Source organism: Martinezella multihospitum (assembly GCF_900094585.1).
GTDB lineage: Bacteria > Pseudomonadota > Alphaproteobacteria > Rhizobiales > Rhizobiaceae > Rhizobium > Rhizobium multihospitium.
The window spans coordinates 114,316-134,623 of the sequence record NZ_FMAG01000004.1; the positions used below are offsets into that span (position 1 = coordinate 114,316).

Sequence of the window (20,308 nt, forward strand, 5' to 3'; positions counted from 1 at the left end):
AGCGGGGATATGTCATGAGCTCGCTGTCATATGTCATCGGAAGCAATGTCCTCAATCGGGTTCCGCGGATCACCGGCGACTTCTGGCTGATCAAGCTGCTTGCCGTCACGATGGGAGAGACGGCCGCCGATTATCTCGCCGTCAACATGGGCCTCGGGCTGACCGCAACATCCGCGATCATGACGGCGGTTCTGATCGGCGCGCTTGCCCTGCAGTTTCTGCAGGGACGCTACGTGCCCTGGGTCTATTGGACTGCCGTCGTCATGATCAGTATCGTCGGAACGCTTTTGACCGATAACCTGACGGACAATCTGGGAGTACCCCTGCAGGTATCGACTGTCGGCTTCACGATTGCTCTCGCGCTTACTTTCTTCATCTGGTGGAAGAAAGAGGGCACGCTGTCCATTCACTCGATCTTCACGGCAAGACGCGAGGCATTCTATTGGCTGGCGATCCTTTTTACCTTTGCATTGGGTACGGCAGTCGGCGATATGGTCGCGGAAGTCTTCGGCCTCGGATACATCATGACCGGGCTGATCTTCCTGGGCATCATTGCCGTCATTGCGATCGGCCATTTCAACTTCGGCATGAATGGCATTCTGGCTTTCTGGCTGGCTTACATCTTCACGCGGCCGCTCGGTGCATCTTTCGGAGACCTTCTTTCCCAGCCGCTGGAATATGGCGGTCTGGGATTCGGAACGATCTATACGAGCATCCTGTTTCTGGGTGGCATCATAGTGACTGTGATGTACATGACGGTCACCTACGAACCTGAAACTGCCCCGGAAGCTGAGCAGGATCACTTTTAGGGCGAGCTCGCAAGCCGCATCGTCGAAAGAGGGTGCGACCTGCATCTTTTCTGCTGTCAATGACATCCGGAGAGAAAAGCCTCCCGTCGTTTTCTATCCGCATGCCAGCGGGTCGTCGTCGGAGGTTTTCCCTCCGGAATTTTGCATTTCTTAAACGAGAGACATTGCTCGTCTTCTTCCAATGCCATTGGGCGACATGAAGCCGTTTATCTGCATCGGTTCCGTCTGACATTGAAGGTTCTCGCCGCGAAAACGTTTGTGCCGGCACGCTTTGCCCTGCTGATTTTAATTGAAAAATCATAGCTTTATCTGGTTGCAGCAAAATCGTCGTTGATGTCCGATTTGTAAGAACTCGGCAAAGTGCAGGGAAGGATCGCTACCTAGATTCCAAGTGGCTGGCGATAGCCGGTCAGACCACAAACGCTTGTAAATCAAAGGAGTGAATTATGTTGAAGAGATATTTTTCGGTCGGTGTCTTTGCGATCTCGATCCTGGCGGCGGGCATGGCGCTTGCTCGTGATGAGACCGCAACCATCACCAATATCGACGCGAAAGCGGACCAGATTACGTTGTCCACGGGAACGACGATCAACCTGCCTGAAAACATCGAAGTCGAGTCTTTCAAGGTCGGCGAGCGGGTTGCCGTCCATTACAGTGTCCAGAAGTCCGGCGCTGCTCTCGCGTCGAAAATAAGTCCCGTAAAATAGTGGTGATCTGGATTTGCCGGTCAAGACGGATATTCGTGCTAAGATGCCTGCGAATTCGTGGTGAAGCGATATTTCTGGTGTCATCTGGGCGGGCTGATGCCCGCCCGTCATCCGCTCCATTTTTCGGGCTGGAATCAGGCCCAGTAGCTAAGTAACGGCGTCGCCGTTCGACGAAAATGCTAATTTAGCCCTCACGCCCATCATACTGAAAGATTCGTTCCGTAAGGAAGGGGCTTCCCAGTTCAGAGGGTGATGTGATTGTTCGATTTGGATGGCCTTCGGTTCGATCCTTTTCAAGAGCTTTAAATCCTGCATGCATCCATCAGCAGGGTAACATCCTAAAATTCAAATGTGATGATGTGCATTCTTGAGAAGAGACATATCGGTAGCATGACCAGTATGCCTGCGGATAGCTGCATCCAAGCTTGAAAGTCGCCCAAGCCATCGCTGACAGATTGTATGGCAACCGCCATAGTTCACGGGGCGATGCGCACGATCAGCTTGCCGAAATTTCGTCCTTCGAGAAGACTAAGAAAAGCTGCAGGAGCGTTTTCAAGCCCATCTACGATGTCCTCCCTGTATCTGAGGCGTCCCTCGGCGATCCATTGTTGGGCCTCACGATAGAAATCGGGGCGCTGATCGGCAAATTCGCGCTGAATGAAACCTCGCACCGTCAGACTTTTCCGCAATATGGAACGCATCACCGCAGGCAAGTGATCAGGCCCGGACGAGGTGGAGGGACCTTCATTATAATGTGCGATTAGCCCGCAGACCGGGATACGCGCGAAATCATTCAGTAGCGGAAACACCGCGTCCCAGACATGCCCACCGACATTTTCGAAATAGACGTCGATACCATTTGGACAGGCCGATGTAAGCTGGGTTTGAAAGTCACGCGCGCGATGATCTATCGCCGCATCGAAGCCGAGCTCTTGGCGTATATAGCGGCATTTGTCTGCACCACCGGCAATCCCAACCACTCTTGCGCCGAAGATCTTCGCTATCTGGCCGACTGCCGAACCAACCGCGCCGCTTGCGGCCGCAACGACCAATGTTTCGCCCGCCTTGGGTCTCCCGATATTGCGCAGTCCCGCATAGGCGGTGAAACCGGGCATTCCAAGAATGCCGAGTGCCGTCGAGATCGGCGCCACATTGGGGTCGAGTTTGCGCAATCCATTGCCGTCCGAAATTGCATGGCTCTGCCAGCCGGAATGGGAGAGAACGATGTCTCCAGGCTTGAATGCCGAATTGCGCGAACTGATGACGCGCGCCACCGTCCCGCCTTCCATCACGCCATCAATTTTGACCGGGGCCGCATAGGACTTCTCATCATCCATGCGGCCCCGCATATAGGGATCGAGGGACAGATAAAGGATCTGAAGAAGGATTTCACCTTCGGTGATATCTCTCAGCGTTTCCTCCTCAAGCCGGAAGTTCGCAGCCACGGGCTTCCCAGAAGGGCGAGAGGCAAGCACGATGCGTCTAGTGATGGGTTGGTTGGCCATGCAAAATTCCTTTTCTCTTCTTACCCATTGCTATCGCCCGCAAACTCAGACCCTTCAAATTTACTCCTTGAACCACAGCGCAACGCCGTTAGCGGCTTCGGCGTCGACGAGCAAACCTTCCTCGAATGCGCGCGGAAAAAAGCTCCCTTGTACGAGGGCATCCGTGGCTATTTTAAGTGAACGTACCTTCAGGCCCAGAGCTATCTTTCTTTCGCTGCCTTCAAAGCTTCGCGGAACGGCGGACCCAAATCGGGAGGCTGCGTTCGCCGTTGACCCGTGCAATCAAGGCCGCGGTTCCCGCGGTTGAACCGAAATCGATCGATCCGGCGTTCAGGAATTCCAGCGCTTTGTTCGAACCGGCCGACTGCATCCAACGGATGCTGATATTATCCTTGGCGAATTCCTTTTCCAGAAGGCCTTCCTTCTTCAAAAGCAGGCCGACCGGATTATAGGTGGCCCAATCGATCCGGATTTCTGAAAGATCAGCTGCCTCAGCGGATGTCAGCCCCAGCCCCAAAACCACCGCGACACCCATCACAACCGAACGAAATAAGCGCATATTGATCCCCAAAGCTTTGGCATTGTCCTTGAGATGAAAAGGTAGCGTAGGGGGCAAGTGGTGGCGCGTGAAAGCCAAGCCATCTATTTCTATGGAATTTATAGAAATATTTTTCCCTTCGAACTGCGAAAATTCTCTTCAGCGAGTGTCTTCGATGTAACGCAGAAACGGTTCACCCAAACTCGTGTTAGTTGCCATCTTGATTTGACCCATTTATCCACTTTCATCTTCTCTACGTCAGCGAAGAAAATCAAAGTATTCCAAAAAGTTAGAGGTATCCGTATTAACCGGTGCGAAACGCGCAATTGGTCCGTTTTAGATAGAAATCAACACAGCATAACGCCGCGGAGCGAAACGGGTGCCCTGCTTGAACGTCAAGCGAGACGGCGGCCGACCTCCTCGGTTGACCATTATCGGAGGTCTTGAAGACGGCGTTATGCTTTGTTCTTGCGCACAGCGTCTGCGACCGTCACCTTCTTGGGGATGAGCTTGAGTTCGAAAAATGTGTCGGCGATGGCCTGCTGCTGCGCCACGACGGAGTCATCGAGGCTGCTGATGCCATAGGATTGACGCTCTAGCGCCTTGACAAGGATAGGTTCCGGGATGCCGACCGACGGCGATAGTTCCGCAGCCGCGGCCGCCGTGTCGGACTTGGTCCATGCGTCAACCTCCGAGATAGCCTCGATCAGGACGTCAACCGCCCCGGCGTGATTGTCGACCAGCGCGTTGGTGCCGAGATAGAATTGATAGTTGGGGACGATGCCCTCACCGTTTCTAAGCTCTCGCGCTTCGATAGCCACTTCCGCGGCGGCTTGAAAGGGATCCCAGATGACCCATGCGTCGACTGCGCCCCTCTCAAAGGCTGCGCGGCCGTCGGCTGGCGCAAGAAAGGATGGCTCCACATCCTCATAGGTCAAGCCAGCTTCCTCAAGGGCCTTCACGAGTAGATAATGTACGTTCGAGCCCTTGTTGAAGGCGACTTTTTTACCCTTCAAGTCTGCGACGGACTTTATCGGGCTATCTTTCGGGACGAGAATGGCTTCGCCGCGCGGGGCGGGCGGCTCATGTGCAATGTAGATAAGCGGAGCGTTCGCGGCCTGTGCGAAAATTGGTGGAGTTTCGCCGGTCGATCCGAAATCGACAGCACCCGCATTCAGCGCCTCGAGGAGCTGGGGACCGCCAGGAAACTCTGCCCACTCAACCCTATAGTTGATCGCCTCGAGTTTCTTCTCCAGCGTTCCCTTGCCCTTGAGGAGCACCAGCGTTCCATATTTCTGGTAGCCAATGCGTACGACCTTGTCGGCCGCCCTTGCAATTCGAATATCCGTCAGCGGCGCTGTGATGGCACCGGCCACGACCGCGGTGAAAGCTCGTCTTGTGATCTTCATCATACCCTCCGAAACAAGCCCGAGCCAAACTAAAGTATCTTTATATTTTTCCTAGAATGCATATTCTGCGAAGCTGGCTTCCCAGGGATTCACTTTTTCATTCCGTCGGAGGATAGGCAAAAAGAACTGCGTCTCATGCCGTGCTCGATTAGCCTCGGTAAGGCTACTTCCGTCGCGCAATGCCTAGGGGACATCAGGGCGGAACTATCTCTTCTTCCGGATCGGCACTTTGGCTCTTCCACCACGGCGGATATCACGGACTTTTCGATCTTCACTACGCGAACCGCACCTGGTCGCCGATCGACTCTCTCTCAGGCGTCGCGTTGTGATTTCAGGCGACGTTCTTGACCGATACCGAGAAGGCGCTCACCTGGGAATGTTGGGTCGTCGGTTCTGATCCTTTCAACTGCACAGTACTGGATTGCTTCTGGTTGAAATCTATTAGACTGGTGCATGACCCAAGATTTATTCGCGGGCGCGACCGGTACCTAAATTTATGACGCGACGAGCCACATATAAGCTGCAGCCGTCCAGGAGAAGCCAAGGCCGCCGCAGCCTTCCCCAGTGACCGGGTCGAAATATTCGGCAAAACCCTCCGCCTCGATCGCCGAGATGGTCGACTTGCGCAGCTTCTCGGCATCGTCCACGCGGCCATTGCGCTTCAGGCCGTCGATCAGCAGCCAGTTGATGATCGCCCAGGCCGGGCCGCGCCAGTAGCGTTTCGGCTCCCAGCTGTCGATGCCGGGCTTTACTGTCGGGAAGGCGACTTTCATCCCCTTGGACCATGCCTTCATTTCATCGACGAGAGCGCCGACGACCGCCTTGTCGAGATCGAGCGACAGAAGCGGGATGAAGCCCGCCTGTGTCGGTGCCACGATATCCTGGCCCGAAACGAGATCGCAGGATACGAAACGCGACAGATCGGGTCGCCACTGGGCGAGGATCGCGTTACGAGTTTTTTCATTGAGCGCGGCGATCTCGGACCCGTCTTCCATACGGCCGAATTCGTGGGCGAGTGCTTCGAGATCTTCGCCGGCCTTGAGCAGGATCGCGGTGGTCTGGATCTCGGCGACCTTGAAGGATGCCTTCGCCCACTGTCTGGCCGGCTCCCAGTCGCAGGCGGCATAGGTGTCAACCAGGTGGATGAAGCGCTGATAGTCCTCGTTGCGGGGACGCATCAAAGCGTTCACATGGCCGGTATCCTTGCGCACGACAGGCGTGTCGGTGGTGGTGGGAACGCGGGCGAGCGCGATGTCCCATGCGGGAGAATTGTCGCTGCCGCTTTCCCAGGGATGAAGCAGGGCAACGAGGCCGGTCCCTTCAGGGTCGCGGGCCGCATACCACCAGCGGTGCCATTTCAGGGCCGCCTCATAGAGCGGCAGGGTACGGGTCTTGTCACCGGTGGCTTCGTGCAGCTTGCGGAGCGCGATGGCGAAAACGGGCGGCTGGGTGATGCCGGAGGTGGGGATCGTGTGGCGGGTGCGCCAGACGTTCGGGCCTGGAAAATAGGTATCGCTCGGCTGGTGGAAGACGATATGCGGGATCATTCCGTCCGCCCACTGGCCCTCGACCAGCCGCTCCAGTTCGCGATAGGCGCGGTCCGTGTCATAGAGCGCGAAGCCCATGGCGACGAAGGCGGAATCCCAGTTCCATTGGAAGGGATAGAGCCGGTCCGTCGGCACCGTATAGCCGCCGCGGTCGTTGGCGACGAGAATGCGCTTGGCTTGATCGATATGGAGGTTCATGTCGGTACTCCGGTATTGGGGAGGGACGCCCCTAGGCCGTCACGGCCGGAAAGGATTGGCCGCTTTCGGGCGAAAGCCAGGTGATGCGCTTGCGATCGAGCTTCAGGCCGATCGTATCGCCGCTCCTGACGGTTTCGGAGGCAGGCAGGATGACGCGCACGGGCTGATCGTGGATCGAGCCGGTCAGGAGCAGGTGCGAACCCATCGGTTCGGCGACCCGCACTTTCATTTCGAGGCCCTCGGGCAGGCCCGCGAGCTCGACCGCCTCGCCGCGCAGGCCGAGGATGATTTCCCTGCCGGCTTCCTGCGGTGCATTCAGTTGCTCGATACCGGCAGAGACATGGCCGTTCAGGACGGGTACCTTGATGAAGTTCATCGGCGGATTGCCGATGAATCCGCCGACGAAGCGGGTTGCGGGATGATTGTAGACATCGACCGGCGAGCCGACCTGCTCGACGATCCCTCCGTGCATGACGGCGATGCGATCGGAAAGGCCCATTGCCTCCGTCTGGTCGTGCGTGACGTAGATCGTCGTCGTGCCGGCCGATTGCAGCACCGTCTTGAGTTCGGTGCGCATTTCGAGGCGAAGCAGCGCATCGAGGTTGGAGAGCGGTTCGTCCATGAGGAGTACCTTGGGCTCGACGGCAAGCGCGCGGGCAACGGCGACGCGCTGGCGCTGGCCGCCCGAAAGCTTGTTCGGATAACGGTCGAGATACTGCTCGATATGCAGCAGGCCGGCGGCCTTTTCGACCTGCGCCTTGATGCGCGCCTCGTCCGCCTTCTGCATGCGCAACCCAAAGGCGACGTTTTCGTAGACCGTCATATGCGGGAAGACCGCGTAGTTTTGGAAGACCATCGCGAGCCCGCGGTCCTTGGGAGCGAGCCCGAGGACCGACTTGTCGCCGATGCGGACATCGCCGCCGGATGCGGTTTCGAGACCGGCGATGATGCGCAGGAGCGTGGTCTTGCCGCAGCCGGACGGGCCGAGAAGCGAGACGAATTCACTGTCGTTGATCGTCAGCGAGACCTCTTTCAGGGCCTGGAATGCCCCGAAACTCTTGCGGACACGGTCGATGACAATATTGGCCATGGAATTGGTCCCGTTATTTGGAGGAAATGCCCCAGATCGCGAAAAGGTAGCGCCTGACCGCGAAGATGAAGACAACCGAGGGAAGGATGAGCATCAGGCCGCCGGCGAAGCGATAATGCATCGGGCTTTCGGAGAGCACCGTCAACAGATAGGCCGTTAGCGTGCGGTTGCGCACCGTCAGCACCGAGGCGGCGAAGACTTCGTTCCACGAGATGACGAACGCAAAGACTGCCGTTGCGACGATGCCCGGCAAGGCGAGCGGCGCCACGACCTTGAAAAAGGCCTGGATGCGGGTGCAGCCGAAAACCCATGCGGCTTCTTCCAGCTCCTTCGGGACGCCGAGGAAAATGCCTTGGGTCACTAGAGCCGCGAAGGGGAGCGCCAGGACCGTATGGATCAGGCCGACACCGACGATCGTATCGTAAAGGCCGAGCCGGATGAAGGAGACGGTGAGCGGCAGCGCCAGGATCGCCAGCGGGAAGGCGCGCGTCAGCAGAACCAACAGCCGGTAGCTGTCCTTGCCCGGAAAATTGTAGCGGGCGAGCGCATAACCGGCAGGCGCCCCGAGCAGGATGGAGAGGGCTACCGTGATGCCCGCGGCGCCCAGCGAATTGAGGAAGGAGCGGACGACCCCTTCCGTCTGCAGGAAGATGATGAAGGGTTCGAGCGAGATGCCGGTCGGCAGGCCGGTCTTCGGCCAGATGTAGACGCCCTGTCGCCCTCCGAGTGCGCCTAGCGCCACGAGATAGATCGGCACCAGAACCCAGGCGCAAAGTGCGGCGATACCGCTCCAGAGCAACCAACGGCGCGATGAAACGAAGCTTGCGGGATTGGCAGCGGCGGCTTCGGAACCGATGGCTTGCGTGTTCATGGCAGGCGCTCCGGATCGACCTTGAAGGCCTTGAGATAGACGAGGGTTGCGGCGAGCGAGATGATCATGATCAGAACCGCATAGGCGGCCGCGACGCTGTAATTCTGGTTCTGGTTCTGCCAGTTGTAGGCTTCGCCCACGAGGACCGGGAAATTACGGCCGCCCAGTGCGTATACGACTGCGAAGACCTCGAAGGCGAGCACGGTGCGCAGGATGAGGGCCGATTGCAGCGCCGGGCGGATCAACGGCAGGGTTATTTTCCAGAAACGCGTCCATGGACCGGCCCCGAAGATTTCGGCGGCTTCCTTGAACTCCTTCGGCACCTGGTTGAGGCCGGCGACGATGATGACCATGACGATCGCCGTGCCGCGCCAGATCTCCGCCACCGCGATGGCGATGAAAAGCGCAACCGGCGTCTGGTAGGAGAGCCAGCTCGCCTGGCGGCTGATCACGCCGAGGCTGAAGAGCAGCGAGTTGAAATAACCTGTATTCTGGAGGATCGACAGCCAGACGAGGCCGGCGGCGAGGTCCGAAATGCCGAGCGGGATCGTCCAAATCCACAGAATGGTCTCCCGCCCGCGGCCGATCTTGGCGACCATCGTGCCCATGGCGAGCGCGATGGCGATCTGGACCGGTACGACCACGATCGTCAGCAGGAACGTGTTTTGTACCGAATGGATGAAATTGATGTCCGTCACCATGCGCTGCATGTTTACAAGCGACGGCATGCCGTCATCCGAGACGGCCAGCCAGATCGTCTGCACCAGCGGCACGATGAAAAGCAGGCCGAGGAAAACGACGGATGGCAGGATCAGCAGATAGGGGATCCAGGGTCGGTTTTGGGTCATGGACTCCCGCCTCGAAAAGCAGGGTTGCAGGAAAGAATGGCCGGACATTCGCGTCCAGGCACCCTAGGGAGGATTATTGAACCGGGCAGGCGCCGTCACTCTTGGCATCCGGTGCCCAGCAGGGAGCCTTGGTATCGGTCATCAGCTTGGCCATGACGGCGCCCTGCTTGGCGAGCACGTCGCCGACGGGTTGGTTCTGCAGCACGATCAGCTGGAAGCTGTCCATATAGACCTTGTTGAACTCACCGCCCTTGTCGCCGAGGCCGACTGGGAGAAGCGAGATCACTGCATCCTTGGCCGACTGGGTCTTGGTGACGGCACCGGCGAGAAGTGCGACGCCCTTGTCGAGATCCGGCGGCAGCTGGACGTTCAGCGTCGGGAAGAAGCCGACCTTGGACGCGGTGAGCAGCTGGATCTTCTGGGTCGTCAGTGTTTCGATGATCTTCATCGCGCCCGCCGCATCCGGGGCACCCTTCGGGATCGAAAGGCCCGCGAGAACGGGCATGTATCCGCGCCCCTTCGGGCCGGCCGGAGACGGGAATACGACATAGTCGTCCGGCGAGGCGGAAATGGCATTCTTCAGTCGGGCGACATGGTCCCAGGCGACCATGACTTCACCGGCGGCCAGCGGCTCCTGCATGAAGTCGTAATTGGTCGAGTTGGGATTTACATAGGCCCAGAGCGCCTTGAGTTTCTCCCAGCCTGCCGCGGCATCGGCGTTCTTGAAGGTGCGCACTACGCCACCGGTGAAGGACGGGTAGAAATAACCCTGGAAGTAACGTGCCATCAGGCCCTTCGGGCCGGCCGGGAAGCCGATCTGCGGCTGGCCCGTCGCCTGCTGCATATTCTTGCCCCACTCGATCAGCTGATCGTAGGTGATGGCGTTGATATCGGCGCCCTTCGGCAGGTATTGCAGGGCTTCCTTCTTGGCGGCCATGACATAGGTTGCCTGCATCCACGGAATGTATTGCTGGGTGGATTTGCCGAGCTTGCCGAGATCGAGGAGCGATTGCGGCATGCCGCCGGCGGCGAGCTTCTTGGCGAGATTATCAAGCGGTTCGAGCTGATCCTTGTCGGCGAGTGGTGAAAGCTCACCGTGCAGCGCGCCGACCAGGCTGACGGTGTGCTTGCCGGCCTTGGCCTCGGCTTCCATGCGTACGGCGAACTGCGGCGGTTCCTCGACCACATAATCCACCTTGCCGGCATCCTTCAGCAGGTCCTGCCGCACCACGGTCGCCTCTTCGATCGGACGAAGCTGGGTGGATACGAAAACCGTCTGGGCAAGTACCGGCGAAGCAAAGGCCAGCACAGTGGAAGCCAGAATTCCGAATGACGTGATAGGTTTCATATTCTCTCCTCCTTCATTGTTTTTGTCTGTGATGCACTGTCTGCTCATGTCACCTTCATCGGACGGCGATGGCTGTCGCGATCGATGAATTCGATCGCGTGAAGCTCCTGCAATTCCTCCGCAGGCTCGCCGGCGATCGCCCGCAACAGCAGCGAGGCGAAGCTCGCACCGAGGTTTTCGCCGGTCATGCGCATGGTCGACAGGGAAGGGCTTGTGAAGGCGCCTGTCGGCAGGTCGTCGTGACCGACAATGCTGATCGCGTCGCCGCCGTCGATCTCGCGTAGTGCTCTGAGCGCTCCGATTGCCATTTCGTCCGTGGAGCAAACGAGCGCGGTGGGACGCGAAGGCTGCCGGAGCAATTCCAGTGCGGCGAGATAACCGCCCTGTTCCGTGGGCGCGCTTTCGGCGCAGAGATCGGCATTCAGACCTGCCTCGTCCATCGCGGCCTTCCAGCCCGTGCGGCGCACATGTGCGAAGTAATATTCCTGCGGCCCGGCAACATGGCCGATGCGGCGGTGACCGGCGGCTTGAAAACGGACCGTTGCCGCGTGGAACCCGGCAAAACCGTCGCCGTCGATATAGGGATGCGGCACGAGGCTTTCGGTGCGGCCGTTGGTAACGAAGGGAATGCCGCGCGACTGGAGAAATTCGACGCGTTCGTCCTGCCGCCTGGTGCGGACGAGAAGCATGGCGTCGACGCGGCGGCCATCAACGAAACGACGGCAGATGTCGAGTTCGCTTTCACCGCGTGGCACAGGCGCGATGACGAGATTGAGGCCAGCACTCGCAAGATGCTCAGCACAGCTGGAGAGCATGTCGAGGAAATGCGGCGGACCGATATGGCCGGGGTCGCTCGGCAGCGTGATGGCAACCAGTTCCGCACGTTGCTTCCTTAGCCTACGTGCCGATGCGTTCGGGCGGTAGCCAACTATTTCTGCAGCCTCTCTCACCCGCTTCCGGGTTGCGGCAGAGACATCGTCGTAACCGTCGAGTGCACGGGAAACCGTGGTGATCGACAGTCCGAGGGACTGTGCAAGCTGCTTGAGGTTTGCCAAGATCGTCCTCCAGAACGGCACAAAAGATTCTCCAAAACGTTTTGGGAGTCAAGTCAAAACGTTTTGGATTTCATCTTCCGCGATCAGGGTTGGCGAGCTTGCATGCCAACCCTGATCTGGCCCAGGCCGACTAGGCGTCGGCAGCTCGATGCGCTCGATCTGCGCAAAGCAGCTAAAAATCTTGGAGGAGGGCACTGAGCGGTGCGCTTCTACGTCGCCCCTTTTTTGGCGGTATATTCAGAGACAATATCGAGGAAACGCGCGGCGGGCGACGAAAGGTCCGGTGATAACCAGGTGGCGGCAATCGGCAAATCCGGCGGCTCCGGTTCGATCGAGTGGAACGCCACGCCGGGTCGTCCGACCGCCGCAATGCCATCGGTGACGAAACCCATGCCCACGCCTGCCGCGACAAGACCAGTGAGCGTCGTCATCGGTGTGACCTCCTGAACGATATCGCGATGGGCGGATGCAATATCCTCAGATTGATGCGACCGGCCAGCAAGGCCTGCTCCAATGCCGGTGAATTCATCTCGGTCAGTTCGACCGTTATGTCCGGATATCGGGCGCGAAAGGCATGCACGGCCTCAGGCAGCGTGCCATAGAAGGCTATGACAGTGAAACCGAGCCGCAGCCGCCCAATCTCGTCCTACACGGCGCGCAGCGCTCTCGTTTTCGCGAGGTTTGCGTTTGCCACGGCTGCGCGCGCGGGATCAAGAAATGCCGCTCCCGCTGCCGTTAATGCCACGCCACGGCGATCGCGTTCGAACAGTGTCGTGCCGACCTCTTCTTCCAGCACGCGAATGCGTTGACTGAGTGCGGGCTGGGTGAGGTTCAGCCTCTCGGCGGCCCTGCGAAAATGCAGGTCCTCGGCAACCGCGACGAAGCAGGCGAGCGAACGGATATCCATCCGATATTGATGCGATTTAATAATCACAGAGTCCAGTATTCCAATTGGATTCAAATCAGAATTGAGGCCAATGTCCCTTGAGACCGGAGTTGGCTGACGTGTGATTGCGCGGTCCATAAGGAGTTAAAAATGCATCTTGATATCTTGATCGGTTCGCTCGCCGTCACTCTGGGTTGCGCCGCCTCCCTGAACGCAGCCGCGACGGAGACGGCGGATCTGCTGCGTCGGATCTCGGCGGGAACCGTCGCCGCTATTTCCGACGGCGATTTCGTGGGGAAGACCTATGCGACGGGTCTGCTGGCTCCCGCCGATGGCGATTATCGCGATCTGCTGACGGTCCTCTCAATTGTGGACGGCAATGTCGTCACAGGAACCCTGCCTGTATCGAACTCCGTTACAGCCGCTCCGGAAATCCTTGCGCTCACATCCGGCGGGCGCACCGCCTTTGTGACCGAACGGTGTTCATTTGTGTCGCGATTTCACCCAGTTTTGCATTTCGCTGTGACCCTCTAACGATATCGATATAGCAAATTCCTCAATGGGTTCACGACGACTGAATGGATTAACGCCAAATGAAAAATACGGGTCAGAGCGTTGTGAAACTCGACGCATTGGCGTTTTCTATCGTTTGTCCCGTAGTAGACCACAGCTGACCTCTTAATCGTTTCACCGCGCGCTGTAGCCTCCGTCAGCCATGAGGATATGCCCGGTGACAAAGGACGCATGTGGGCTCGCAAGATATATGATCGCGTCTGCTATCTCGGCGGGTTCAGCCCATCGTCCCAGGGGGTGGGCACTCTTGATGGCTGCCTCTCCGGCTTTCGGATTTTCCAATCCTTCGAGGTATCGTGTCAGGAATGGCGTGTTGATCGAGCCGGCGCCCACGGCGTTGACGCGAATACCTTTCGGCGCATAGTCGATTGCCATCTGTCGAACGAGCTGCAACAGCGCGCCTTTGGCCGCACAGTATGCGGCTTGTTCGGGGAGGCCCACGACGCTTGAGATCGAGCCGGTTGCGACGATCGAGCCGGACTGCCTTTCGATCATGGAGGGGAGGGCTCGTCTCGCCATCAGGAAGAACGCCTTGGCATTCGCGTTCATGACGCTGTCCCATTCCTCCTCGCTGGTATCGTGTACCGATTTCGAGATGATGAAGCCTGCATTGTTGATCAGGACATCGACCGGGCCGAAAGCATTTTCCGCGCGGTTGAAAATTCGTTCGACATCATCCGCTCGCGTAACGTCCGCCGCGACGGTGACGATGCGGTCCGGCGCGAGGTTTTCGAGATCCTGCACCGATGATGTGATGTCGGTCGCGCAGATGCGCGCGCCTTGTTCCAGTAGTTTCACCACGACTTCGCGGCCGACACCGCCAGCGGCGCCTGAAACCACGACGACTTGTTCAGCGAAGGATGAGCTCATTTGTTTGGTTCCCTTAGTGAAGCTTACAGATTGGATGATCACGATCGAGATGGCCTAGGTCGCCGCCGGGCGAGCCATCGCCCTGGTTTGCAGGAAGACGGCATAGAGGCTCTGGGTCGCGCAGATGAACAGGCGGTTTTTCTTGGCGCCGCCGAAGACGACGTTGGCGGTCGTTTCCGGGATGCGGATCTTGCCTAGCAATTCCCCTTCGCTGCTCAGGCAATGAACACCGTCGCCCGCACCGACCCATATGTTTCCCTTTTCATCAAGGCGCATGCCGTCATAGATGCCCTGATCGCATGTCGCCAGGATCCGATGTTTACCCAGCGTCTTGCCGTCCGGTGCGACGTCGAATTCGCGAATATGTCTAGGACCATCAGCACTATGGGTAGCGCCGCTGTCGACAATGTAGATCTTCGACTCGTCATGATTGAAGGCAAGGCCGTTTGGTTTGGCCAAATCGTCTGCAATGATCGAGACGTGGCCGTCGGCGGGGTCGACGCGGTAGACGTTGGAGCTGCCGATCTCGGACGGGCTTCGATGTCCTTCATAGTCATTGTCGATGCCGTAGGTCGGGTCGCTGAACCAGATGGCGCCATCGGACTTTACCACGACGTCGTTCGGGGAATTCAGTCGTTTGCCTTGATAGTGCGATGCGAGGACGCTTAGAGAACCGTCGTGCTCGACACGCGAGACGCTGCGTGATCCATGTTCGCATGCGATCAGCCGGCCTTCGCGGTCGATGGTATGCCCATTCTGAAATCCGCAAGGACTCTCGAATATCGAAACGGAATTGTTCGTCTCGTCCCAGCGCATGAGCCGATCGTTGGGTATGTCCGCAAAAAGCAGGTAACGGCCTGCGGCGAAATATGCCGGCCCCTCGAGCCACCGCCCGCCGGTCCATAGTTTCTCGACATGAACGTTCGGAAGGATCAGGCTCCGAAAGCGGTCGTCATGAATTTCAAAAGCGTCGGAAAACATCTGTCCCTCCCAGGCTCATCGCAAGCGGCCGACTGCCTTGTCGTTTTCCCTCAATACTTCTCTCGGAGCATAATGCAGATTATCTACAATATGCAACCCATGCAGAGGGTTCGCCACAAGAGAGCTCGAGTGGTCCTTGCCTTGGAGGAACCGGAAGGAAACCTCAAAGCTAAACCTCTGCCACGGGGGAGGGGCGATCTCGGTACTGCGTGCGGAACCAGATTAATGGTCTTCGCGATTTGAAATTGTCTGCAGATGATCGCGCCAGATGTAATTTTATGAGTAAACTTAAATGGTTAAATACAAACTTCCCTCATCGCGGATTCGTGTGTTGACGGATTGTAGATAATCTGCAAACTTAAATGCACTTGAATGGGAGCATCCAATGCGCGACCAGAATGAAGAAAACTTCCGCCAATCCATGCGGCGCCTCGCGGCCACCGTTTGCGTCATTTCCTGCCAGAACGAGGGGATACGGCATGGCATCACCGTGACTTCGGTGACGTCGCTATGCTTCTCGCCGCTTTCGATCCTCGTGTGCATCAATCAGAAGGCTTCGGTGCTGGCGCCGCTGCACGACGAAAAGCGCTACTGCATCAATCTTCTGCAGGCATCGCAGGTCGAGATCTCGCGGCGTTTCAGCGGGGGTGTTCCCGCCAGCGAGCGTTTCCTCGATGGCAGTTGGGAGCTTGAGGGCGGAATTCCTTATCTCGCCGACGCTCAGGCCAATCTCTTCTGCGAGATCGACAGGGCCTACAGCTATTCAACACACGACATCATCATCGGCAGGGTCAGCAATTCGCGCTTCGCTGCCGAGGTTTCGCCACTGATCTACCAGGATGGGATCTACGCGGTCGGCGCTCCGATCCCTCTTTCGAACGCGGCTTGAATGGCCGGAGAGCATTGGCGCTCCAGCGCCTCGGAATGTTTTTTAGGAGAATGACATGCAACTCGGCTTATTCAGCCTTATGACCCTTCGCGACCATCCCGACGGTGCCGTCGGCGTCATGCGCGATACGAAGAAGATGGTCCAGACCGCCGAGGAATTGGACTTCGATATTGCCTGGTTTGCCGAGCACCACTTCGCCAACTATTCGAGTTCACCATCGCCGCTGATGATGTGCTCTTATGCGGCGGGCTGGACAAAGAAGATCAAGCTTGGGCCGGGGGTTATCGTGCTGCCGCTCTACAATCCCCTGCGCGTTGCCCAGGAGATCGCGGTTGCCGATACGCAAATGGAAGGGCGCCTGGTCGTCGGTATGGGAACCGGCTACCAGCAATATGAATTCGACCGCTATGGTGCGGCCATAGAAGACAAGGTCGACGTCTTCCTGGAATATTGGGACGTCATCGAGAAAGCATTGGTCGACGGGGAAGTCGAATATAAGGGCAAGTTCTTCAGTGTTCCCAAAACGAGCTTTGCGGTCAGTACACAACAGAAGCCGTTGCCGCCGATCTTCGTGACGTCGTCGCATCCCAAGCTGCTAGACAGATTCAAGAGGTGGAATGCGACACCGTTCATTGCGGCAAGTACCCTGGGCTCACCCGTATTGTACAAAATGGGAGACGGGCTCAATAAGGCTTGGGAATCCATCGGCGAGAATCCGCTGAAGAAGCCACTGGCGATCATGCAGTATGTCAACATCACCGACAGCCGTAGCGAAGCGCTCGCTGTCGGCGAACGCGCCCGTTATGTCGGTCGCATGGCTTACCATCTTCGACAGGCCGAGTTACCCGTCGACGACAAGGGCTACATCCGCGACGAACCTTATGACGGCGAGTATACACTCGATCAATATGCAGACAACATGGTGGTCGGCGATCCGTATGTGGTTGCAGAAAAGATGATCGCCGATATCAAGCGGCTTAATCCTAGCAACTATACGTGCAACTTTTCCTTTGGATGTATGCCGATTGAAAAGGCGCACAATTCGATCATGCGGTTCAAAAAGGAGGTGGTGCCGCTGATTGAAAAAGAACTTGGCCCTCTCTCGGACATCGCAGTCGAGAATAAGCCAGTGAAGAAAGCGAGCTGATACGACTATAGGCAGTCTCGCAAATTAGTTCAACCAAGTAAGATAAAAAGGGGAACTTAACGTGAAGAACTATGTCAAAATATTGCTTGCCACGGCTATGTTTGCGGCCGGGATGATATCCCATGCCAATGCAGAATCTGCCCTGGACAAGATCATACAATCGAAGAAGTTGCGTTGCGGCACCATGTTGGACGATCCGCCAGCGGGCTTCCGAGACCAGAACAATCAGCCGGACGGTTATGACGTCACCTACTGCAAAGACATGGCTAAAGCACTGGGTGCAGAGGTGGAGATTGTCGAAACGCCATCGCCGGACCGGATCCCTGCTCTGGTTTCGAATCGCATTGACGTGTTGATTTCATCGACAACACCGACGGCTTCACGCGCGCTGACGGTGGGCTTTACGCAGCCGTACACCAACAATATCATGGTGGTCGTAACGCGGAAGGAGACGGGCATAACCCAATACTCCGATCTGAAATCCAAGAAACTTGGCAGCGTCGTGGGCGCGACACCCGAGCAGCTGTTCAAGCAAGAGCTTGCGAGTGGCTGGCAGAAAACCGGCGCCACGTACACAGGCTATGCGAGTGACGCCGAGTCATATCTGGCACTGCAGCAGGGCAAGCTTGATGCGATTGTGATTTCTGCAGGTGTGTTCCACGCCCTCGAGCAAAGTGGTCAGTTTCCAGAATTCATCCAGGCCGGCGTTGCTCCGTTGGCGGATTTCGGCTCCATCGCGGTTCATCGCGACGACCAGCAATTTTTGAACTGGGCACGGGTGTTCATTTTCCAACAGGAGACGAGCGGGCGTCGAGCTGAAGTCTACAAGAAGTATTACGGCGATGGTCCGCTACCCTCGTTGAACTCGAATGGCGTCAGTTTCTAAACGTAAGCCTCCTGCCGGCATGCAGCTTTGCCGGCAGGCGTTTGAGGTGCTTGAATGAACGGCTATCAGTTTTATTGGTCCATCGTCTGGGATGCGCTTCCGCTTCTTTTGGCTGGGGCTTGGGTGACTATTCAGATCACCATCCTCGCCTTCGTTATCGGCACGGTAATTGCCATGCCCATGGCCGTGGCGCGTCAACGTGGCGAGGGATGGATGTACCGCTTCTCGACCGCGTGGGTGGAGCTGTCGCGCAACACGCCGGCAGTCTTCCAGCTCTATCTTTTCTATTTTGGACTCGGCGCTTTCCACATCAATATTCCCAGCTATGTCGCCCTCCTGGTCTCGGTTTCCTTCAACAATGCGGGCTATATGACGGAAATCTTCAGGGGTGGGCTTGCCGCGATCCCGAGACAGCAGCTTTCCGCTTCACGCTCTCTGGGCATGACCAGCCCACAGAGCTTCATTCATGTGATCTTTCCGCAGATGTTCAAGGTCATTTTTCCCGCCTATGTCACGCAAGGCATCTGGGGCATGCTAAACACGTCGCTGGGCATGCTGGTCGGACTACAGGAGCTTTCAGGCGCCACGCAATATGCGCAGTCGACCTCCTTCCGGACATTCGAGTTCTTCCTCGTCACGGCGCTCATTTACTACCTCATCGCCAAGGCGCTGCAGTTTTCATCGCAGCTGGTCTTTCGGCTTATCTACAGGAGCTGAGCGTGCAGTTCTCTTTTGCAAATCAAGGCCTTGTATGGTCGGATGCCTATTTCCTGGCAGAGGGGCTGTTCAACACCATCCGGCTCGCCGCTTCAGCAACCTTTGTCGGCACTCTTGTGGGAATTGCCCTTGGCTGGTTGCGTACCGTGTCGTTGACCGCGAGAATTGTCACGGCTCCCTACATCGACATCCTCCGCAGTGTGCCGATGATTATCCAATTGATATTGGCCAACAGCTTCCTGTCGATCCTGGGCTTTGGCGCGTCACCTTTCTGGTTCGGCACTATTGCGCTTGGCGCCTGGATGTCGGCGGTAACCGCCGAGGTGGTTCGTGCGGGCCTCCTTTCGGTTCCCGTTCAGTATCGCAGAAGCGCTCGCTCGCTCGGAATGAATGGTCTCCAGGAGCTGTTGTACATATCGATGCCACTGGCGTTCAGGACGGCCCTTACCCCTTGGATCGGGCTTGTTCTCAGCCTGATCAAGGACAGCGCGCTCGCGGGTGTCGTCGGCTATGTCGAGTATATGCGCTCGACCCAGATACTCATCACCCGGACACATGAGACCTGGCTGCTTCTGATCGGAGCGGGACTTTTCTATTTCATTATCTGCTACCCGGTGTCGCGATATAGCCGCCGTCTCGAAGGAAGGATCGTCGTATGATTGAAATCAGGAACGTGCGAAAGATCTTTGGGCCGCTGACGGTTCTCAAAGGGATTAGTCTCGATGTGAGCAAGGGCGAGCTACTCTGCCTGATCGGTGCCAGCGGCTCGGGAAAGTCGACGCTGTTGCAGTGCATCAATGGACTTGAGCCGATACAGGGCGGCGAGATCGTTGTTGATGGAGTAAGCGTCCATGATCCGAAGACCAATATCAACAAGCTGCGCCGCAAGCTGGGCATAGTTTTCCAGCAATACAACGCATTTCCTCACTTAACGGCTCTGGAAAACGTTGCGCTGGCTCCAAGAGTGGTCGCAAAGCGCAGCCGCAAGGAAGCGAGAGCGCTCGCGCTGAAGCACCTTCAACATGTGGGCTTGGGAGATAAATCGGACAGCCTTCCGTCGCGCCTGTCCGGCGGTCAGCAGCAGCGCCTTGCCATTGCGCGTGCGCTCGCAATGGAGCCAAGCTACATGCTCTTCGACGAGGTTACGTCTGCTCTTGATCCCGAGCTTGTCGGTGAGGTGCTGGAGACCATGCGTCTGCTGAAGAGCGAAGGCATGACGATGGTCGTCGTCACCCACGACATCAACTTTGCTCGGGAATCCGCCGATCGCGTCGCGTTCCTTCATCAGGGAGAAGTTTGCGAAATTGGCACGGCGGAGGCGGTCATCGACAATCCTCAGCGCGAGCAAACTCAAAAGTTTCTGCGCCGCGAGAAGCGCCCGGCCGGTGACGGCTGCAAGATGTCGGCCGCCTAGCCCTCGCGCCACGTTAAACA

General features: G+C 57.5%; 22 protein-coding genes and 1 pseudogene. 9 read left to right on the forward strand and 14 right to left on the reverse strand.

Features of this window, described 5'->3' with window-relative positions; all coding sequences use genetic code 11:
• The first annotated feature begins 14 nt into the window (after positions 1 to 14).
• Together GA0061103_RS16705 and GA0061103_RS16710 are read left to right on the forward strand one after the other, a co-directional pair.
• On the forward strand, positions 15 to 809 hold the full coding sequence (locus GA0061103_RS16705; protein ID WP_092713010.1) for a COG4705 family protein: 795 nt from the start codon (positions 15 to 17) through the stop codon (positions 807 to 809).
• Between the two features lie 446 nt (positions 810 to 1,255).
• Entirely contained in the window at positions 1,256 to 1,516 is a 261-nt protein-coding gene (locus tag GA0061103_RS16710) for a DUF1344 domain-containing protein (protein WP_092713012.1), read from the forward strand.
• A gap of 476 nt (positions 1,517 to 1,992) precedes the next feature.
• Here GA0061103_RS16710 and GA0061103_RS16715 read toward each other — a convergent pair whose 3' ends face one another.
• The 12 genes and pseudogenes from GA0061103_RS16715 to GA0061103_RS35385 form a co-directional block, all read right to left on the reverse strand.
• The gene (locus tag GA0061103_RS16715; RefSeq protein ID WP_092713014.1) at positions 1,993 to 3,021 is read right to left on the reverse strand and encodes an NADP-dependent oxidoreductase; all 1,029 of its coding nucleotides are present in this window, start codon (positions 3,019 to 3,021) and stop codon (positions 1,993 to 1,995) included.
• A gap of 241 nt (positions 3,022 to 3,262) precedes the next feature.
• Positions 3,263 to 3,580, reverse strand: a pseudogene (locus GA0061103_RS16725) (aliphatic sulfonate ABC transporter substrate-binding protein); the annotation flags it as partial.
• A 434-nt stretch (positions 3,581 to 4,014) separates the two neighbouring features.
• Positions 4,015 to 4,968: a sulfonate ABC transporter substrate-binding protein gene (locus GA0061103_RS16730; RefSeq protein ID WP_092713016.1), complete on the reverse strand. Its 954-nt coding sequence runs from the start codon at positions 4,966 to 4,968 to the stop codon at positions 4,015 to 4,017.
• Between the two features lie 494 nt (positions 4,969 to 5,462).
• Entirely contained in the window at positions 5,463 to 6,713 is a 1,251-nt protein-coding gene (locus GA0061103_RS16735; protein WP_092713018.1) for an MGH1-like glycoside hydrolase domain-containing protein, read from the reverse strand.
• Positions 6,714 to 6,744: 31 nt separating this feature from the next.
• Positions 6,745 to 7,803, reverse strand: coding sequence for an ABC transporter ATP-binding protein (locus GA0061103_RS16740; RefSeq protein ID WP_092713020.1), 1,059 nt, complete (start codon positions 7,801 to 7,803; stop codon positions 6,745 to 6,747).
• Positions 7,804 to 7,816: 13 nt separating this feature from the next.
• Complete coding sequence (locus tag GA0061103_RS16745; protein ID WP_092713022.1) at positions 7,817 to 8,674, reverse strand: carbohydrate ABC transporter permease; 858 nt, start codon at positions 8,672 to 8,674, stop codon at positions 7,817 to 7,819.
• On the reverse strand, positions 8,671 to 9,522 hold the full coding sequence (locus GA0061103_RS16750) for a carbohydrate ABC transporter permease (RefSeq protein ID WP_092713024.1): 852 nt from the start codon (positions 9,520 to 9,522) through the stop codon (positions 8,671 to 8,673). Before GA0061103_RS16750 ends, GA0061103_RS16745 begins: the two co-directional genes overlap by 4 nt.
• A 73-nt stretch (positions 9,523 to 9,595) precedes the next feature.
• Positions 9,596 to 10,870 (reverse strand): ABC transporter substrate-binding protein, encoded by a 1,275-nt coding sequence (locus GA0061103_RS16755; protein ID WP_092713026.1) that lies wholly within the window; start codon positions 10,868 to 10,870, stop codon positions 9,596 to 9,598.
• Positions 10,871 to 10,914: 44 nt separating this feature from the next.
• Entirely contained in the window at positions 10,915 to 11,925 is a 1,011-nt protein-coding gene (locus tag GA0061103_RS16760; protein WP_092714310.1) for a substrate-binding domain-containing protein, read from the reverse strand.
• A 209-nt stretch (positions 11,926 to 12,134) separates the two neighbouring features.
• Positions 12,135 to 12,356, reverse strand: coding sequence for a type 2 periplasmic-binding domain-containing protein (locus tag GA0061103_RS35375; protein ID WP_245304771.1), 222 nt, complete (start codon positions 12,354 to 12,356; stop codon positions 12,135 to 12,137).
• Positions 12,353 to 12,505, reverse strand: coding sequence for a LysR substrate-binding domain-containing protein (locus tag GA0061103_RS35380; RefSeq protein ID WP_245304772.1), 153 nt, complete (start codon positions 12,503 to 12,505; stop codon positions 12,353 to 12,355). Before GA0061103_RS35380 ends, GA0061103_RS35375 begins: the two co-directional genes overlap by 4 nt.
• A gap of 66 nt (positions 12,506 to 12,571) precedes the next feature.
• Positions 12,572 to 12,832: a LysR family transcriptional regulator gene (locus GA0061103_RS35385; RefSeq protein ID WP_245304773.1), complete on the reverse strand. Its 261-nt coding sequence runs from the start codon at positions 12,830 to 12,832 to the stop codon at positions 12,572 to 12,574.
• 129 nt (positions 12,833 to 12,961) lie between these two features.
• Between GA0061103_RS35385 and GA0061103_RS16770 the strand changes: the two genes are divergently transcribed.
• The gene (locus GA0061103_RS16770; protein ID WP_245304774.1) at positions 12,962 to 13,345 is read left to right on the forward strand and encodes a hypothetical protein; all 384 of its coding nucleotides are present in this window, start codon (positions 12,962 to 12,964) and stop codon (positions 13,343 to 13,345) included.
• Positions 13,346 to 13,498: 153 nt separating this feature from the next.
• Here GA0061103_RS16770 and GA0061103_RS16775 read toward each other — a convergent pair whose 3' ends face one another.
• Together GA0061103_RS16775 and GA0061103_RS16780 are read right to left on the reverse strand one after the other, a co-directional pair.
• Positions 13,499 to 14,254, reverse strand: coding sequence for an SDR family NAD(P)-dependent oxidoreductase (locus tag GA0061103_RS16775; RefSeq protein WP_092713028.1), 756 nt, complete (start codon positions 14,252 to 14,254; stop codon positions 13,499 to 13,501).
• 54 nt (positions 14,255 to 14,308) lie between these two features.
• The gene (locus GA0061103_RS16780) at positions 14,309 to 15,235 is read right to left on the reverse strand and encodes an SMP-30/gluconolactonase/LRE family protein (protein ID WP_092713030.1); all 927 of its coding nucleotides are present in this window, start codon (positions 15,233 to 15,235) and stop codon (positions 14,309 to 14,311) included.
• Between the two features lie 385 nt (positions 15,236 to 15,620).
• On the opposite strand from GA0061103_RS16780, the gene GA0061103_RS16785 reads away from it, so the two are divergent.
• From GA0061103_RS16785 to GA0061103_RS16810, 6 genes are all read left to right on the forward strand, one after another.
• A complete protein-coding gene (locus GA0061103_RS16785; RefSeq protein WP_092713032.1) occupies positions 15,621 to 16,124 on the forward strand; it encodes a flavin reductase family protein in 504 nt (167 codons plus the stop codon).
• A 55-nt stretch (positions 16,125 to 16,179) separates the two neighbouring features.
• Complete coding sequence (locus GA0061103_RS16790) at positions 16,180 to 17,271, forward strand: LLM class flavin-dependent oxidoreductase (RefSeq protein WP_092713034.1); 1,092 nt, start codon at positions 16,180 to 16,182, stop codon at positions 17,269 to 17,271.
• 61 nt (positions 17,272 to 17,332) lie between these two features.
• A complete protein-coding gene (locus GA0061103_RS16795; protein ID WP_245304775.1) occupies positions 17,333 to 18,157 on the forward strand; it encodes an ABC transporter substrate-binding protein in 825 nt (274 codons plus the stop codon).
• 54 nt (positions 18,158 to 18,211) lie between these two features.
• Positions 18,212 to 18,874: an amino acid ABC transporter permease gene (locus GA0061103_RS16800; RefSeq protein ID WP_092713036.1), complete on the forward strand. Its 663-nt coding sequence runs from the start codon at positions 18,212 to 18,214 to the stop codon at positions 18,872 to 18,874.
• A gap of 2 nt (positions 18,875 to 18,876) precedes the next feature.
• The gene (locus GA0061103_RS16805; protein WP_092713038.1) at positions 18,877 to 19,533 is read left to right on the forward strand and encodes an amino acid ABC transporter permease; all 657 of its coding nucleotides are present in this window, start codon (positions 18,877 to 18,879) and stop codon (positions 19,531 to 19,533) included.
• Complete coding sequence (locus GA0061103_RS16810) at positions 19,530 to 20,288, forward strand: amino acid ABC transporter ATP-binding protein (protein ID WP_092713040.1); 759 nt, start codon at positions 19,530 to 19,532, stop codon at positions 20,286 to 20,288. Before GA0061103_RS16805 ends, GA0061103_RS16810 begins: the two co-directional genes overlap by 4 nt.
• Positions 20,289 to 20,308: the final 20 nt, after the last annotated feature.

Bases quoted from the DNA above. Each gene is read 5' to 3' on its own strand.
- GA0061103_RS16705 (WP_092713010.1), top strand. From the start codon at position 15: ATGAGCTCGCTGTCATATGTCATCGGAAGCAATGTCCTCAATCGGGTT.
- GA0061103_RS16730 (WP_092713016.1), bottom strand. From the start codon at position 4,968: ATGAAGATCACAAGACGAGCTTTCACCGCGGTCGTGGCCGGTGCCATC.
- GA0061103_RS16740 (WP_092713020.1), bottom strand. From the start codon at position 7,803: ATGGCCAATATTGTCATCGACCGTGTCCGCAAGAGTTTCGGGGCATTC.
- GA0061103_RS16775 (WP_092713028.1), bottom strand. From the start codon at position 14,254: ATGAGCTCATCCTTCGCTGAACAAGTCGTCGTGGTTTCAGGCGCCGCT.
- GA0061103_RS16715 (WP_092713014.1), bottom strand. From the start codon at position 3,021: ATGGCCAACCAACCCATCACTAGACGCATCGTGCTTGCCTCTCGCCCT.
- GA0061103_RS16755 (WP_092713026.1), bottom strand. From the start codon at position 10,870: ATGAAACCTATCACGTCATTCGGAATTCTGGCTTCCACTGTGCTGGCC.
- GA0061103_RS16785 (WP_092713032.1), top strand. From the start codon at position 15,621: ATGCGCGACCAGAATGAAGAAAACTTCCGCCAATCCATGCGGCGCCTC.
- GA0061103_RS16780 (WP_092713030.1), bottom strand. From the start codon at position 15,235: ATGTTTTCCGACGCTTTTGAAATTCATGACGACCGCTTTCGGAGCCTG.
- GA0061103_RS35385 (WP_245304773.1), bottom strand. From the start codon at position 12,832: ATGGATATCCGTTCGCTCGCCTGCTTCGTCGCGGTTGCCGAGGACCTG.
- GA0061103_RS16745 (WP_092713022.1), bottom strand. From the start codon at position 8,674: ATGAACACGCAAGCCATCGGTTCCGAAGCCGCCGCTGCCAATCCCGCA.
- GA0061103_RS16750 (WP_092713024.1), bottom strand. From the start codon at position 9,522: ATGACCCAAAACCGACCCTGGATCCCCTATCTGCTGATCCTGCCATCC.
- GA0061103_RS16790 (WP_092713034.1), top strand. From the start codon at position 16,180: ATGCAACTCGGCTTATTCAGCCTTATGACCCTTCGCGACCATCCCGAC.
- GA0061103_RS16800 (WP_092713036.1), top strand. From the start codon at position 18,212: ATGAACGGCTATCAGTTTTATTGGTCCATCGTCTGGGATGCGCTTCCG.
- GA0061103_RS16810 (WP_092713040.1), top strand. From the start codon at position 19,530: ATGATTGAAATCAGGAACGTGCGAAAGATCTTTGGGCCGCTGACGGTT.
- GA0061103_RS35375 (WP_245304771.1), bottom strand. From the start codon at position 12,356: ATGACGACGCTCACTGGTCTTGTCGCGGCAGGCGTGGGCATGGGTTTC.
- GA0061103_RS16735 (WP_092713018.1), bottom strand. From the start codon at position 6,713: ATGAACCTCCATATCGATCAAGCCAAGCGCATTCTCGTCGCCAACGAC.
- GA0061103_RS16710 (WP_092713012.1), top strand. From the start codon at position 1,256: ATGTTGAAGAGATATTTTTCGGTCGGTGTCTTTGCGATCTCGATCCTG.
- GA0061103_RS16770 (WP_245304774.1), top strand. From the start codon at position 12,962: ATGCATCTTGATATCTTGATCGGTTCGCTCGCCGTCACTCTGGGTTGC.